Below are 16239 nucleotides of genomic sequence, written 5' to 3' on the forward strand. Positions count from 1 at the left end.
GGAGGTCAAAATGTGTACATATAATAACTTGGTCGAGGCACTTCGAGATCATGCTCGAGATGATGTTGGGATACACTTTCTTAACAACGCATTAGATGACGATTTTTTCTCCTATTCAGAGCTTTTAAATGAGGCAGGTAATTTCCTGTCAGCTTATCAGTCAGTTGGAGTGAACATTGGCGATGAGATGTTGTTATTGTACAAATCACCACGCGCTTTTGTGGCAGCATTTTGGGCCTGTCTTTTAGGGGGGATTGTGCCGGTACCTCTTGCTTTTCCTGAGAATAAGGATGAGATGCTTAAGCTATTTACAGTGTGGGGCATCTTGGAGCAGCCATGGATTACCACCGACAATGATACTCTGTTTAATAAGCTGAAATCCTTCTCTGATGAGGAAAATCTGTTGTCAGTTTATGAAGGGATGTCCTCTCATCTTTTTTACCCGGAGCAGATTGAGTGCGCTGGACGGGAACCTTATTTCCCCGTAATTCATTGCAAAGACATCGCCTTTATTCAGTTTTCTTCAGGATCTACCGGAGATCCCAAGGGTGTGTTACTTACGCATGAGAACCTCATGCACAACATTTATGACATTATTTCAAGTAACAACGTGCAGGATACGGATTCCTTTTTGAGCTGGAAGCCCATTTCACATGATTTCGGAATGATCTGTTTCCATCTGACTCCGATCGTTGCTGGCTTGCAGCAATACCGTATACCCACGAATACCTTTGTTTGGAATCCGATGTGCTGGTTCTCTGCAGTCAACAAATATAGAGCTACAATCCTGGGATCTCCCAACTTTGGCTTCAGACATTTCCTTAAACGGTTCAAGCGAGATACTGCACAAGCGGAGCAATGGGACTTGAGCTGCGTGAAAATTATCTTTAATGCGGCTGAACTTATATCGACTTCGTTATGTGAAGAATTCACAAAAGAGCTAGGGGACTGGGGCTTGCCCCCTGTGTCGATTAAGCCCGGCTACGGATTAGCTGAATCTACGCTCATTGTAACGGTTGTTCCGCCGGAAGAAGGGATATTAACGTATACGGTTGACCGGACGCAATTGGCATCGGGCCAGCCTGTCCGATTTGTTGAGCATACGGCACAAGAAGCATTGCAATTTGTAGATTGCGGCTTGCCTTGTGAGCACAGCGAGATCCGAATTACTGATGATATGCGAAGGACATTGGGGGAAGACACTGTAGGACATATCGAAGTTAGAGGATTGTGCGTTACTTCAGGATACTACAAGAACGCTGAAGCTACCCGTGCAGTTCTCAGCGAAGAGGGGTGGCTTGACACACAGGATTTAGGATTCCTGCACAATGGACGTTTGATTATGGTGGGCCGATTGAAGGAAATGCTTATTATCGGCGGAATAAATTACTTCCCTCATGATATCGAACAGGCCATACTGCGCGGTATGGGAGAAGATAAGCTAAATCAATATATTGTTTGCGGTGTACCTAATCCTGAATCAGGCACAGAGGATTTAGTGATATTTGTATATTTTAAAAAGAGCAGCGAAGAGTTTCTGCCTATTATAGAATTTGTTCGCAAGCAAGTATTGGATGGGTTAGGGCTGAAAGTAGACTACGTATTGCCCGTCAAAAAAATCCCGAAAACAACGAGCGGAAAAGTACAGCGTCATAAGTTAATTCGAGACTTTCTTGATGGGAAATTCGCTGGGAACATGGATAATTCAAATTGGGTACATCCAAAAAGAGCTTCAGCTGATATTTCACAAGCCCCCTCGCCCTTACATAAAGAAGAAATGTTAACGGTGGTAAGAGAAGAAGTAGAGAATCTATTGGGACGCAGCGGTATAGATATGCATGCTGGTTTGGTAGATCTTGGACTGAGTTCGGTCAAGCTAATGATACTTCAAGAAAACTTGGAGAAGCGTTTGGGTGTTGCTATATCGAGTACAGCAGTTCTGGACTATCCAAGCATTAGCGCTTTGACAAAGCTATTATCGCAACAGGAGGATCTTAAGGAATCCGGCGAAACTGAACGTCCTGCATCCGCTGAAGGCGGGAACATTGCAGTAGTAGGTATAGGATGTCGTTTTCCTGGAGGAGTGGATTCACCGGAGCGTTTTTGGAGTCTGCTAAGCGAAGGAATAGACCCTGTACAAGAAATCCCGGAATGGCGTTGGGAGAAAGATCCACAGGCCCAAGCGGATCTAACTACGCGCATGGGTGGCTTTCTTGATAATATTGATGCATTCGATCCGCTCTTCTTCGGGATTTCTCCGTTAGAAGCTGAGGCACTTGACCCTCAGCACCGGCTTCTTCTGGAACTGACTTGGGAGGCGCTGGAGGAGGCCGGGTGGAATCCCAAGTCTCTTAAGGGCAGCAATACCGGCGTTTTCGTTGGTATTGCCGGTAGCGATTATTTACAGGTTGGCCGGGATCTGGGGCATGCACCTGGACCATACACTTTTACGGGAGCAATGCTCAGTAGTGCAGCCGGCCGTCTCTCTTACGTCTTTGGTCTTCAAGGGCCTTGTATGGCCATTGACACTGCTTGTTCTTCTTCACTTGTAGCAGTGCAACAGGCCATGTTACAGCTTAGGGCTAATACTTGTGATGCCGCATTGGTCGCAGGCGTCAACCTGATTTTGCGAGCTGAAGGGCATGCCAGCTTCTCTAGAATGGAAGCCTTATCGCCTTCGGGCAGATGCCGTAGTTTTGATGAATCGGCGGATGGCTATATCCGGAGTGAGGGCGGAGTCGTGCTTGTTCTCAAACGTCTGGAGGATGCCTGTAAAGATGGAGATCATATTTGGGGAGTTATTAAAGGCGCTGCAGTCAACCATAACGGTCAGAGTGGAGGCTTTACGGTACCCAGCGGGCTGGCACAACAACAGGTTATTCGTCAGGCCTTAGCTGATGCTGAACTCAAGCCGGATGATATTGATTATTTGGAAGCACACGGTTCGGCCACCAAGCTAGGAGATCCCCAAGAGATGAATGCGCTGGTAGATGTATTCGGTGGGAGGGAGCGTCCTCTTTATATAGGAAGCGTTAAATCTAATATAGGTCACTTGGAGACGGCCTCAGGATTAGCCGGGCTTTGCAAAATTTTATTATCCATGCATTATAAGCAGATTCCGGCTAACTTGCACTTTAATAAAGGGAACCCGTTGATTAAATGGAACGAGATACCTTTTACCATTGTGAATGAGGTACAGGAGTGGGAAGCCCGGGACGGATTGAGACGGGCGGGCATCAGTTCATTGGGGATCAATGGTACTAATGCACATATTGTGGTGGAGAACGTACCAAGTGAGTTAACAAGTTCAGATGTAGGGCTCTCGGAGCCATCAAATCTATTTACGGTTTCGGCCAGGACTGAGCCGGCCCTGCGTGAGTATGTGAGAGCTCTGGCTGAGTGGTGCCGCAAACCTAGTGTGGGGATTACAGAGCTTTGTCGTACGTTGAGTATAGGCAGAGCAACTCTAACCCACCGGCTTGCCCTCAGTGTCGATAACATGGATACGCTTGCCGCACGCCTGGAAGCCTTGGCGGAACTACAGATGCCTGTGGGAGTGAAAGCAACTGAACAACCGGGAATGATAGTGTTCCTATTTACAGGCCAAGGTTCACAATATCATGACATGGCTTGTGAATTGTACCAGCAGGCTCCCGTATTCAAGGACAAGCTTGATGAATTGGATGCAGCATTCCAGTCTCAGATCAATGTGTCCCTTGTCGATTTAGTGTATGGTCACTCAAATGATGCATTGCAGCGCCCTTTGTATGCCCAACCCCTAATTTTCTCGATAGAAATAGCGTTGGTGCATTATTGGGAATCTCTTTCCATTATTCCAGATCTACTAATTGGGCACAGCATTGGGGAATATGCTGCGGCTTGCATAGCAGGCGTGATGAGTCTAGAGGATGCTGTGTATATGGTGGCTACCCGCGCTAAGATTATGGATGGAACTCCGGTCCAAGGCCGGATGATCGGTGTACTTGCCGATGAAGTCAAGGTAAGGGAGCTTATAGCCGGTTATGATGATGTATCAATAGCCGCTGTAAATGCCCCTGAGAATATCACCGTATCTGGTGGAACAGCCAGTATGGATAATCTGATACAGCGTGCTAAAAAGAAACGGATTTTCATTGAAGAGCTAGAGGTATCACATCCATTTCATTCCGTACTTATGCGTGACGACGCAAGGAAGATGGAGATGATGCTGGCAAATCTGAAGTTTCATGCTCCATCCCGGCGCTTGATATCCGCCTGTACCGGTACCTTCGTTTCAGAAGATACAATTATGAATGCGGCTTACTGGGGAGACCATCTAGTAGAGCCTGTGCTCTTCTCAGAAGCGATAACCACTGCGGTAGCGGCAGGGGGGAGTTTGTTCTTAGAAATCGGATCAACCGCTACCCTAAGTGGGTTGGTTGCTCAGAATATTAGTAATCCGGATATTCTAGTACTGCCAAGTTTGCGTAAAAATCGATTAGCATGGAAACAGATGCATGAGTGTATGGGGCAATTGTGGCAGCTAGGGTACCCTATTAATTGGAAGGCTCTCTATGGTGGACATGCTGCTCGCATTGGCAATTTACCGCATACCCCCTACGAGCGTCAGAGAGTGTGGTATTCCGATAACAGAATTGCTGCTTTGCCCGGAAATATATTGCAATCTGAATCGATCAGAAGTGAGGTTGCAGCGACTCTTGAGGCAACGCCTGCTTGGGATGTAGACACCAGTGGAATTCAGAAGCAGCTTAAAGAAATGATTTCACAGGTGACTGGTGCTGCTGCCGCTGAGATCTCTGGTTCCCTCAACCTGTTTACTCTAGGGTTGGACTCTCTGATGTTAGTGCAGCTAGGGAAGAATATCAGAAAAAGTTTCGGAGTGGATATTCCTATAAAAACCTTCTTTGCAGAATTACATACTGTTGAACTACTGGCGAACTATATCTTAAAAAATCACACGGTAGCAGTACCTGCTTATCAGGTTCCGGTGAAAGTAGAAAGTAATAGTAATTCTGATGATGTGCAACAGATTATTAACCGTCAGCTAACCATTATGGAAGAACAGTTGCGCCTGTTGAATGGTGTTGTTGTACCAGATAAGAAAAAAAATGCTTCAAGCTCGCCGCCTGTTAGTATCACTAGCTCCAGGGGCATCAAGCTCACGGAGGATTCACTAACACCGCGTCAGCAAGAATTCTTGAACAAATTCATCATTCGATGGAACTCGCGCACCCGGAAATCTAAAGCATATGCCTCTGAGTATAGAGAAACGCTGGCTGATTGGATCGTAAGTCTTAACTTTAGCCGCAGCATTAAAGAATTAGTCTATCCATTGGTTTCGGCAGAGTCCCAAGGCTCCAAGTTCTGGGATGTAGATGGAAATGAATATCTGGATACTGCAATGGGCTATGGAGTATCATTTTTTGGACATAAGCCTGAGTTTATTATTGAGGCAATTCGTAATCAGCTGGATAAGGGCTTCGAGCTTGGACCTCAATCGCAATTGGTTGGGGAGGTAACCATGCTGATCCGTGAGCTTACTGATGTGGAACGTGTGGCTTACTGTAATACAGGTACTGAAGCCGTTATGGTCGCTTTGCGATTGGCGCGATCGGTCAGTGGAAGAAGCATGATAGCTAAATTTACCAACTCTTTCCATGGAAGCTTTGATGGTGTTTTGGCAGAAGCTGATGGCGGTTATAGCCAGCCTATGACCTCAGGCATACCGCAGTCTATGGTGGAGGATACGGTAGTACTGCGATATGGTAGCGAGGAATCCCTTGCGGCTATCCGCAAACATGGGTCGGAGTTGGCAGCCGTATTGGTAGAGCCTGTCCAAAGCCGGAATCCAGGGCTTCAACCAAGGGAATATTTACATCATCTAAGGGCTATTTGTTCAGAGTATGGCATCGCTTTGATTTTTGATGAGATGGTGACAGGCTTCCGTATTCATACGGGCGGAGCACAGGCGTATTTCGGGATTCAGGCGGATATCGTTACTTATGGCAAGCTGATTGGCGGCGGCATGCCGATTGGTATAGTGGCAGGCAAAGCACTGTATCTGGATGCAGTGGATGGCGGTAACTGGTCGTATGGCGATGAGTCAGGACCGTCAGCTGAGACAACCTTCTTCGCAGGCACCTTCTGTAAGCATCCTCTGACAATGGCTGCTTCCAAAGTAGTGTTGGAGCGCTTGAGAGACAATGGAACAGCTCTGATTGACGAGATTAATGAACGCACCCGCTGCTTTGTTGAGCGTTCTAATGCTTATTTTGCTGAAGCGGGTGTGCCCCTTACAACCTTACAGTTTGGTTCGATGTACCGGTTTGTTACAGGGGTCTCTACAGATATGAGTGTATTGTCATTAGAAATTAATCTGTTCTTCCGTCTGATGATGGAAGCAGGTGTGTATGTGTGGGAGAGGCATACCTGCTTTTTCTCAGCAGCTCATACCAATGAGGATTCAAGTAAGATTCTGGAGGCATTGCGGTACAGTGTGGAGACACTGAGAGCCGGAGGCTTTTGTTTCAGAGCGGTAGAAGATCCCAAAGACCCCATTGATCCGAATGAGATGTCTAAATCCAGCCCGATTCAGTTTGGATTGTCTTCTGAGGAGCGCAGGGTTTACATCATGTCTAGGTTCAAAGGCGGCAACGAAGCCTATCAAGTACGCGGCTTGCTCGCCATGGATGGAATTCCTAATATTCCTGAATTAAAGAAAGCTTTTAAATCCCTATCCGACAATCATTTGATGTTGCGAAGTTCATTCCATGTCAAGAATTCAGAGGTAATCCATGTTATTGCCGAAACCATAGAACCTGAATGTATACATGCCGATTTACGGAATGGCGACAGCTTGGAGCGGTTTGAAGTACTATGGAAGCGCCCATTTGATCTTACTCAAGCTCCTCTATGGCGGTGGGGACTATTGGTAGATCATGATGGCTGTTATAAGCTCGTATTTTGCTTTCATCATCTAATTGTGGATGGCGCTTCTATAGATATCATTCTGCAAGATTTGGAGCAAGTTTCCAGAGGTGCTATTCCACAACAATCTTTTTTCACTTATCAGGATTATGTACAAGCAGAGAAAGTATTTCTAGCAAGTCCTGAGGCTTCCCGGCAAAGGGACTGGTGGCTAAAACAACTGAGTCCCCTGCCTGCTGGGCTTAACTTGCCGAATGATGAATTAAGACCGGCAATTAATACATTCAAGGGAGCAAGCAGATTTTTCACTATAGAGTCTGAAATGCTATCTAATGTGAAGGTACTGGCTCGGAAGTATCAAACCACTCCTTTCATGTTATTTTTGGCAGCTTGGGCAGCATTTTTAGGACGGATTGCAGTTCAGTCGGACTTCTGTATCGGCATTCCATGGAACCGGAGAAACAACAATGATCTTGATGGCATAGTCGGTATGTTTGCGCAGACGCTGGTATTACGGCTACAGCCGGAGCCAACGCTATCATTTGAAGAGTTTCTGGCGTCCGTTAAGGAAAGATGCCTGGAGGCTTATGGAAATCCGGAATATCCATTAGATAGGTTATTGGAAGATTTAAATGTACCGCGGGATTTGGGGCGAAATCCACTATTTGATGTCATGTTTATTTATGAGAATGGCCAGCAGAGAATTGTGGAACTTGGTGGAATTCAAGGCGTGCCGGAAGAAGTTCCAACGGAACATGCTACTTTTGATCTGACGCTAGAGATGATCGAGCGGGACGGTCAACTCTTCTCCAGTATTAATTATGCTGTTCCTTTATTTAGTCAATCGAGAATTGACGAATGGATCATACAATTTAAGAGCTATTTACACGAAATGATTCTTAATCCTTCCCAGTCATTAGATGAAATACGACTTCTAGGAGAAGATGAAGAGGAAGAACTAACAAGCAAAGGAATGGGGCCCGAGGTCAAGCAGACAGGAGCAATGACTGACAGGATCATGGCTGAAGTAGTTAAGGAACAGAGTGATAAGCCTGCAGTCTGGTTTCGGCAGAGAGAATGGACATATTCGGAGCTTGATGTCCGCGCAGGAGCTTTGGCTGCAAGAATGGCGGATATTGGTATAGGCAAAGAAGATATAGTGGGCATATTGTTGCCTCGAACACCAGAAATGCTGGCAGCGATGCTTGCAATTCTTAAGGTGGGGGCGGCATGGCTGCCATTGGACTTGTCATATCCAGATGAAAGCTTGCATTACATGTTAGATAACAGCAGAACGAGCCTGGTAATATGCGAAGCTTCCTATGAAGGCCGCTCCCATTTCTCTATACCTACCTTAGATCCGGCTGATGTAATGGAATATAAGACGGAATGTACCTTTGAGAATCAGAGCAGCACTGAAGATTTGGCTTACTTAATATTCACATCCGGTTCAACAGGCAGACCAAAGGGCGTGCAGATCGAACATGGTTCTTTGGCTAACTTCCTCTGTGGTATGGCTAAGGCATTGAATTGGACGCGGGGAAGCCGGACAGCTTGTTTGACTACCATTAGTTTTGACATATTTCTGCTAGAAACATTCCTCTGTCTGTCTCAAGGGGGATGCGTGGTTCTGGCGGATGAACGTGAGACAGCTGATCCCCAGTCTATAGCACGACTTGTACGTGAGGGACAGGTGGACATTTTACAAATGACGCCTACACGGTTGCAGTTAATTCTGACGGACCCGCAAGTGATGAAAGAGGTTATGGGTTCCATTCAGACCCTCATCGTTGGAGGTGAAGCCTTTCCGAAGAAGGTGCTGCCAATGCTCCAGCAGTTCGAATCGTTGAGGATATTCAATGTTTACGGACCAACAGAGACATGCATATGGTCCACATGCAAAGAGCTGACCTCTGCTCAAGAGATTAACATAGGTGTTCCTATACAAAATACACAAATCTATTTGCTGGATGCCTATAGACAATTGGTTCCTGAAGGAGTAGAGGGTGACCTCTGGATTGCAGGAACAGGAGTGGCTAGAGGATATATCAATAATCCTAAGCTAACTGCAGAACGTTTCACCGAGAATCCCTTTTATGAAGGAAGAATGTATCACACGGGAGATCGAGCAATATGGAAGGGGTCAGAACTAGAATTTGTCGGTCGCAATGACGATCAAGTCAAGATTCGCGGTTATCGTATCGAACTTGGTGAAGTAGAGGAGGTTATTAAACAACATCCTGCTATCGCCAATGCTGTTGTGGCGGTACAGGAGCTGGGCCCAGGTAACAGTGTATTAGCCGCGTACTTTCAAACGAAACCCGGAATGGAGATAGTCAAGGATGGGCTTATGGAATGGATTGCAGACCGTCTCCCTGAATATATGGTGCCTGCAAGGTTATCAGAGCTGTCTGTCATTCCGCAGACTCCGAATGGAAAGATAGACCGGAAGGCTCTGCCTGCAGCACCCGTTATTGTTACTGTTCGTAATGAAAACATCGAAGAACCTCTATATCAATTGGACACTACTCTGCTGAATATATGGAGAACATTCGTGGGTGAGCGCGATATTGGGATCCACGATAACTTCTTTGATGTGGGTGGAAACTCATTTAGCCTTGTGCTGGTGCAGGCTGAGTTAGAAAAGATCTTCCCGGGTGTTGTCTCGGTAGCGGACTTGTTTGCGAATCCTACGATTGCACGGTTGAGACATTATATTCATAGTTCCATTTCTAGTGCGTCTACAAGACAAGAAGGTGTACTAACCCTTGCAGATTCTTGGTTCAACCATTCTTCCGGGAATGAAGGGCGTTTTGCAGCGACTCTGACCCCGGGAATGGTTCGGACTTTAAGAGAAATGGGGACAGAGAATAATAAGATCAGCATCTCAGAAATCATAATGTCTCTATTTGCTGTATACCTGCACAAGGAATTAGGGCAAGAAACAATACCTATCTGGTTAATAGCAGATTCGGAAAGAGCAGGTTTCATTGATTTTGATTTTGGAAGACGCTCGGATATTGGACAGATGCTCAGTGAATGGTCTTCTGCTGTTCAGTCATTTAGTGATTATCGACTCTTACAGACGATAAGCCCATTAATCACTGCAGAGAACGGGGTGCGAGTGGGATTCATCACAGACCATGGACTTGATTGGCATCGTGTGCTGAATGACCTGGATTTCGTGCTTGCACTTGAAGGAGCGGACGAAGAAATCAAGCTCGCTATTTATTATAATGGACGCCTAAAGGCGGCAATTATACGGAACCACCTGAACCGATTAATAAAGATGCTGAATATAGTGATTAACAAAACTAAATCAAAAGGAGATACTTCATGAGCCAAATAGTTGCAATGTTTCCTGGGCAAGCATCTCAATATGTGGGTATGGGTAAAACATTATTCGTGCGCCATGAATCGGTGCGCCAACGATTCTCGAAAGCCTCGGAAATATTGGGCTTTGATCTGTCTGAGTTGTGTTTCAACGGACCTTCCGCTACATTAACACAGACTGAAAACACTCAACCTGCGATTCTTGTTCTTAGTGTGGCTATGTTTGAAGTGGCTCAAAAGGAAGGGTTTCAGCCTTCTTTTTTGGCTGGTCACAGTCTCGGTGAGTTGTCTGCGCTGACGGCATCTGGTGTGTTGGATTTTGAAGATGCTGTCAGGCTGGCGCGAATTCGGGGAGAGGCTATGGCTGCATGCTCTACAGGCATTAAGACAGGAATGTCAGCAGTAACTAATGTTGAAGCGTCCCAAGTTGAAGTGATAGTGGCAAAATTACAAGCTGAAGGATATAGTGTCCAGATCGCTAACTACAATACCCCGTTGCAGACAGTATTGTCGGGAAGTGCTGAAGGGCTACAATCCGCAGGAGAACGTCTGGTTGCCATAGGAGGGAAGGTACATCCGCTGAATGTAAGCGGCGCATTCCATAGTACCTTTATGTCAAGTGCGGTTGAGAGAATGGTTGCTGCTATGGAGCCTATGAAGTTTGGGGATATGTCAATTCCTGTTATGAATGGACTTGAGGGCCGGCTGTATACGAAAGATGATGATATTAAGTCTATTCTTGCAGCTCAATTGACTGGACCAGTACGCTGGACCACGGTGCTTGACCGATTATCCGAAGAGCGCATAGCGCTGTGGCTGGAGATGGGACCAAAGGATGTTCTCAAAAAAATTGGATTACAAACATTTCCTGATAGTAAATTCTATGCCTACGATGATGAAGCAGACAATGAAGCTAGTAGAACACAGCTTGCGGCAATTCTTCAGAATAAAGAGCGACTGCCAAACCTGGTGGGACTTTGCCTGGGTGCAGCGGTAAGCACACGTAATACAAATTGGGATGAGGCGGCTTATCATAAAGGTGTTGTGGAGCCTTACAAAAATATCCAAAACCTGTACGACAAGGCTGCAAAAGAAGGGCGTACTCCAAACCACGAAGAAATGCAGGAAGCATTAGCTCTATTGCGTCAAATTTTTATGACTAAGGGCATTCCTCCAGAGGAACAGTTTACAAGATTTAGTTTGTTATTAAAGGCATCGGAAACTGACCGGGATTTTCCAGAGTACTTGACAACGGCTAAGGAGGGCTGTTGATGGTAACACCGATTTTCAGTCTTGATGATATTGATCTTAATGATATATCGGATAGCTCGTCTGACACTGAGCTTGTGATACATTCCGAGAATTTGCGCCCCCTTTCCCGGGCAATTGCCATTATCGGTATGGACGGTAAAGTGGGTGAAGCGGAAAATCTGGAGTTATTTTGGGAACTATTAGTGAATGAGCGGGAGGGGCTTAAATCTCTCTCGGAACAAAGACGCCGAGACTTGGATAACTATACAAAAACAAGAGGCCTGGAGTCCCCTCTTCCTGAAAACGCATATGTTAAGGGAACTTTTTTAACAGATTTAACCGGTTTTGACCCTCTTTTTTTTGGTATATCCCAGCAAGAGGCAAAGTATATGGATCCTAACCAGAAAATTTTCCTGGAAACGGCATGGAAAGCATTAGAGGATTCAGGGTACGGGGGAAAGGAAATACAGGGATCGGATACTGGAATCTATGTAGGATTCTCATCAGACTTTGGTGAAGCTTACCGGCATATGTTGACGTCACTAGACCCGGATGCGTCTGAAGTTGCGGTAGCCGGGAATATTAAATCGATTATAGCAAGCAGGTTGGCATACCATTTAGATCTTAGAGGCCCTGCTTTATTGGTCGATACGGCCTGTTCCTCGGGGTTAATGGCCATGTACTTAGCTTGCCGCTCCATTCAATCAAGGGAATGCTACATGGCTATTGCCGGTGCTGTCAAATGTGACCTTGTTCCTTTGTTAGAAAGTAAGGAGAGCAGAGTAGGCATAAAAGATATTCAAGATACATTTGCTCAGGATGGACATACCCGCACCTTTGATAATGCTTGTGCAGGTACTACGGCAGCTGAGGGTTCCTTTGCCTTTGTATTGAAGTCACTGGAAGCAGCGGTAAGAGACGGAGACACTATCCGAGCTGTAATTCTGGGAGGAGCCGCTAATCAAGATGGTGCTTCTAATGGAATTACCGCTCCTAACTCTGAGGCTCAGGAAATGTTAATTGTTCGGGCCTTGAGAGATGCGGGTGTCTCCGCTGAGAGCATCAGCTACATTGAGGCTCATGGGACGGCCACCCGCCTCGGAGATCCCATTGAGGTCAGCGGCATTCAGCGCGCTTTCAAGCATTTTACGAACAAGAAGCAATTCTGTGCGATCGGTTCTTTGAAAACAAACATAGGACATTTAGACAATGCTGCAGGTCTTGGGGGAGTAGCGAAGATAGTGTTGGCCATGCAGCAAAGAGTGCTTCCAGCCAGCTTAAACTTTGCTATACCCAACCGTAGTATTCCTTTTGTGCAGTCTCCTGTATATGTAAATAATCAGACTGTATCCTGGCCAGGGGATCAAGATAAGGCTGTACGCGCAGGAATCAACAGCTTTGGGCTTAGTGGAACCAATTGCCATCTGATAATGGAGTCTGCTCCGGTTCTACAGCAGCGCTCACGTTCTACGGAACCAGGCCCGCTCCTGCTACCTTTGAGTGCCAAAAATGAGATGGCGTTAAAACAATTAGCCGCAGCTTACAGTAACCGTATAGCGGAGTCTACTGTAGACTTGGCTGATGTAGTTATGACTGCTTCGCGGGGACGTCTGCATCATAATCTGCGGTTGGTTGTTGTTTTCGAGACCCGTGACCAATTATGTTCATTGCTGGAACGGTATGCGAACAACGGACCGGAGATGTTGTCTGACACATGCTTGTTCTATGGGGAGCACCGCCTCATTGCAGATGGAATGAATCGGCGCCGTTCTACAGATATAACGGAGATGGAACAGGAGCGTATGAGCCATGAGGCGATGACTATGATTGAGGGTAGTCAACACAGGCCGACAAAAGAAGTTCTGCTCAAATGGGCACAGCTCTATATCGCAGGGGGAGAGCTTCCTTGGAGCCAGCTTACTATCGATTTGGAAGCCCGGCGCATCCCGCTGCCAACCTATCCGTTTCAACATATACGTTGCTGGCCGGAACCTTCTCAGGATGGAACTGATACCAGCTTGAACCCGCTCCATCCTTTATTAGGTACGTCATTGGTGCATACCATTGGACACACATTAATCAAAAGCATTCTCGGGCCTGAGACTCATTGGGAGCTGGCTGAACATAAAATCCAAGGTACATATCTACTACCCGGAACGGCTCTTGTTGAAATGATGATGGATTATGCGGGGAGACATAACGGGCAAGACATGTCTTTGTATTTTAAGGATATCCGCTTTGAACAGCCGTTCATGGTGGATCACGAATCCTCTAAAGAGCTGCATCTTCTTGCAGAGGATGACGGTGGTCGTACGCACCTCCGGTTTGCCAGTCTTTCGTCTGATGGTGAATGGGTACAGCATGCTGAAGGGTTCTGGTATAACGAAGACGTTATACAGCCGGACATTCATTCTAAGGTTGATTTAGAAGCGATAAGGGCACGAATGAACCGGTCCGTTGCGATGGACTCAAGTGAAGACTTGGCTAGAGGATTAGAGCTTGGGGGGCGTTGGGTTCATTCTTTTGTGAGCGGTATGATTGATGATTCTGCGGAGGAATTTTTAATCGAACTTTCTTTGCCTGCTGAATATATGGGGGATGAAGCCGCCTATACTCTGCATCCCGCTTTAATGGATAACGCAGTGAATGCGGCTAACAATATGATGGGAGAAGGAGAACTCTATCTACCATTGTCCTACGGCAAGTTAGTTGTACACCGACGTCTTCCGGCCCGTTTTTTCACGCATTTACGTAAGATCCATGGAGTAAAGGGAGACCCTGTTCACCGTTTCGATATTAACCTGTATGATGCCCAAGGCAGTCTGGTCGTTGAGATCCGTAATTATTGTATAAAGTCTGCTTCTGAAGCGTTCTCTGGAACGAAGGGGGCTAATAACTATGGACGTAGAGAGGTTTACCGTCCTTATCCCTTGCCTATGCCGAAGCAATTACCTTCTGGAACGGTAGTACTGGCAGGAAGAATCTCCAGAACCTACGAGCGGTTGTTGCAGGCTCTGAAAGAGAGAGGACACCGCGTAATTGAGATTACCTCGGATTCCGGTGATTGGGAGCAGCCGTTAAAGTTGTTATCTAATGAATGGCTGTCTCAGGCGATTTTTGTATGGGACACTCCAGGAGCTCTCAGCAGCCAGCTTGAGAGTTGGGGGGAGGTTGATGAGGCTGTATATCAGGGGGCCGCTTTCTTAAAGGCATGGTCAACCGCCAGACTCAAGACTCAAGCAGGTGTGATTGCCCTTACCCATAGGGGCTGGTCTGTGGGCGATGACGAAACAGATCTACATCCGGGGCAGGCGGCTTTGGGGGGCCTGTGGCGTGTAGGCGCTCTTGAGTTTGAGACAATGAACTTACGCTGTATCGATCAGGACGAAGAGACTTCTAGCGATGTTATGTTGGATGAATTTGCGGATGTTGGCAGACCGACATTTTTGGCTTACAGAAAAGGGCAGGCCTATGAGCCAGTCGTAGAAGACTGTGCTGTGCCAACGCAAGCTGCACTTCCAGTGCCAGTGCATTCAGGAATGTTTGTTCTTAGTGGAGGAACGGGCAGTCTTGGAATGGAGGTAGCGGGACTTTTGGCCCGGCGCGGGGTAAAGCGAATGGCTTTATTAGGTTATCGTACTATTCCAGCAAGGGATTCCTGGGAGCATTTAGTTGAGAGCTCAATGGATGCTGAACTGGTTATGCGACTGAAGCAATGGCTGGAGTTGGAACGGGTGTTAGAGGTATTGGAGGTCCGCTCAGTTAGAATCGAAGACTTTGAAGCAGTTGCTGCTCTCATGTCGGAGCTTCGTAGTGACCACGGACCGATTCAGGGTGTTATTCATCTGGCTGGCCGGGCAGGATCAGGGTTCTTATTTCAAAAAACGGAAGAAACCTTCCGCGAGGTATATGCCCCGAAGGCTAATGGCGCTTTGAATCTGCATCTTGTAACGTTGGAGGATCAACCGGAGATCTTTATACAGTTCTCAAGCATCTCCTCGCTGCTGCTTAATCCCGGCCAGTCGGATTATACAGCAGCTAATATGTTTATGGATTCGCTGGCTGCATATAGACGGCAGATGGGTTTACCTGCTTTAAGTCTTCAATGGCCGGCGTGGCGTGAGACCGGTATAGCCTGGCGGATGAATGCTGTAGATGAAGACGAACTATTTACCCCTCTGAACACCGATGAGGCTTTGGCGCTATTCGATAGGATTGTATGGAGAGGCCAGGAGCTTCCACCTGTTATTATGCCTGGAAGGACATTCAAAACGAATGGTTATATACAACAAAAGCCAAAGATGCTTCACAATACAGTGCCACAAAAAAGGACACAAATTACACTGTTGGGTATCACTGAACCGGACGAATTCGATTTGGAAGTGGCGGGCATATGGGCTCGTACACTTGAATTAGACAAAGTAGAGGCCGACGATGAGTTCAGTAGTATAGGAGGCAATTCTCTGCTGACATCACAAATGCTCAGGGAATATGAAAAAATCTATCCCGGGATAATGGAAATTGCAGATCTCTTCACTTATACGACCATACATAAACAAGCGGGATATGTAAGAGAACAGCTTGGTAAAGCTGCTTCTGCAGCTACAGCTCCGATTACAGATTTCAATAAAAATTTGGACGAAATACTTGAGCTGGTAGCAACGGGAGAACTGACGGTCGAGGAATCTTCTTCACGCTTAACCAATAAAAAAATGAAGGAGGGATAAC

General features: G+C 46.5%; 3 protein-coding genes. All 3 read left to right on the top strand.

The genetic code is table 11. From position 1 onward, the window contains the following. The first annotated feature begins 10 nt into the window (after nt 1-10). From MKZ07_RS29880 to MKZ07_RS29890, 3 genes are read left to right on the top strand one after another with little or no spacing between them, the layout of a single operon-like run. Entirely contained in the window at nt 11-10267 is a 10257-nt protein-coding gene (locus tag MKZ07_RS29880; RefSeq protein WP_341029125.1) for a non-ribosomal peptide synthetase/type I polyketide synthase, read from the top strand. Beyond that, nucleotides 10264-11532 (top strand): ACP S-malonyltransferase, encoded by a 1269-nt coding sequence (gene fabD / locus MKZ07_RS29885; protein ID WP_036697191.1) that lies wholly within the window; start codon nt 10264-10266, stop codon nt 11530-11532. Before MKZ07_RS29880 ends, fabD begins: the two co-directional genes overlap by 4 nt. Further along, nucleotides 11532-16238 carry a beta-ketoacyl synthase N-terminal-like domain-containing protein gene (locus MKZ07_RS29890; protein WP_341029127.1) on the top strand — a complete coding sequence of 1569 codons (4707 nt, stop codon included), beginning with the start codon at nt 11532-11534 and terminating at the stop codon, nt 16236-16238. The genes fabD and MKZ07_RS29890 overlap by 1 nt, the downstream gene beginning before the upstream one ends. The last annotated feature ends 1 nt before the right edge of the window (nt 16239 follow it).

It is taken from the genome of Paenibacillus sp. FSL P4-0338 (assembly GCF_038002365.1).
Classification (GTDB): domain Bacteria; phylum Bacillota; class Bacilli; order Paenibacillales; family Paenibacillaceae; genus Paenibacillus_AQ.

Excerpts from the sequence above, each read along its gene's own strand:
- MKZ07_RS29880 (WP_341029125.1), top strand. The coding sequence starts at position 11 with ATGTGTACATATAATAACTTGGTCGAGGCACTTCGAGATCATGCTCGA.
- fabD (WP_036697191.1), top strand. The coding sequence starts at position 10,264 with ATGAGCCAAATAGTTGCAATGTTTCCTGGGCAAGCATCTCAATATGTG.
- MKZ07_RS29890 (WP_341029127.1), top strand. The coding sequence starts at position 11,532 with ATGGTAACACCGATTTTCAGTCTTGATGATATTGATCTTAATGATATA.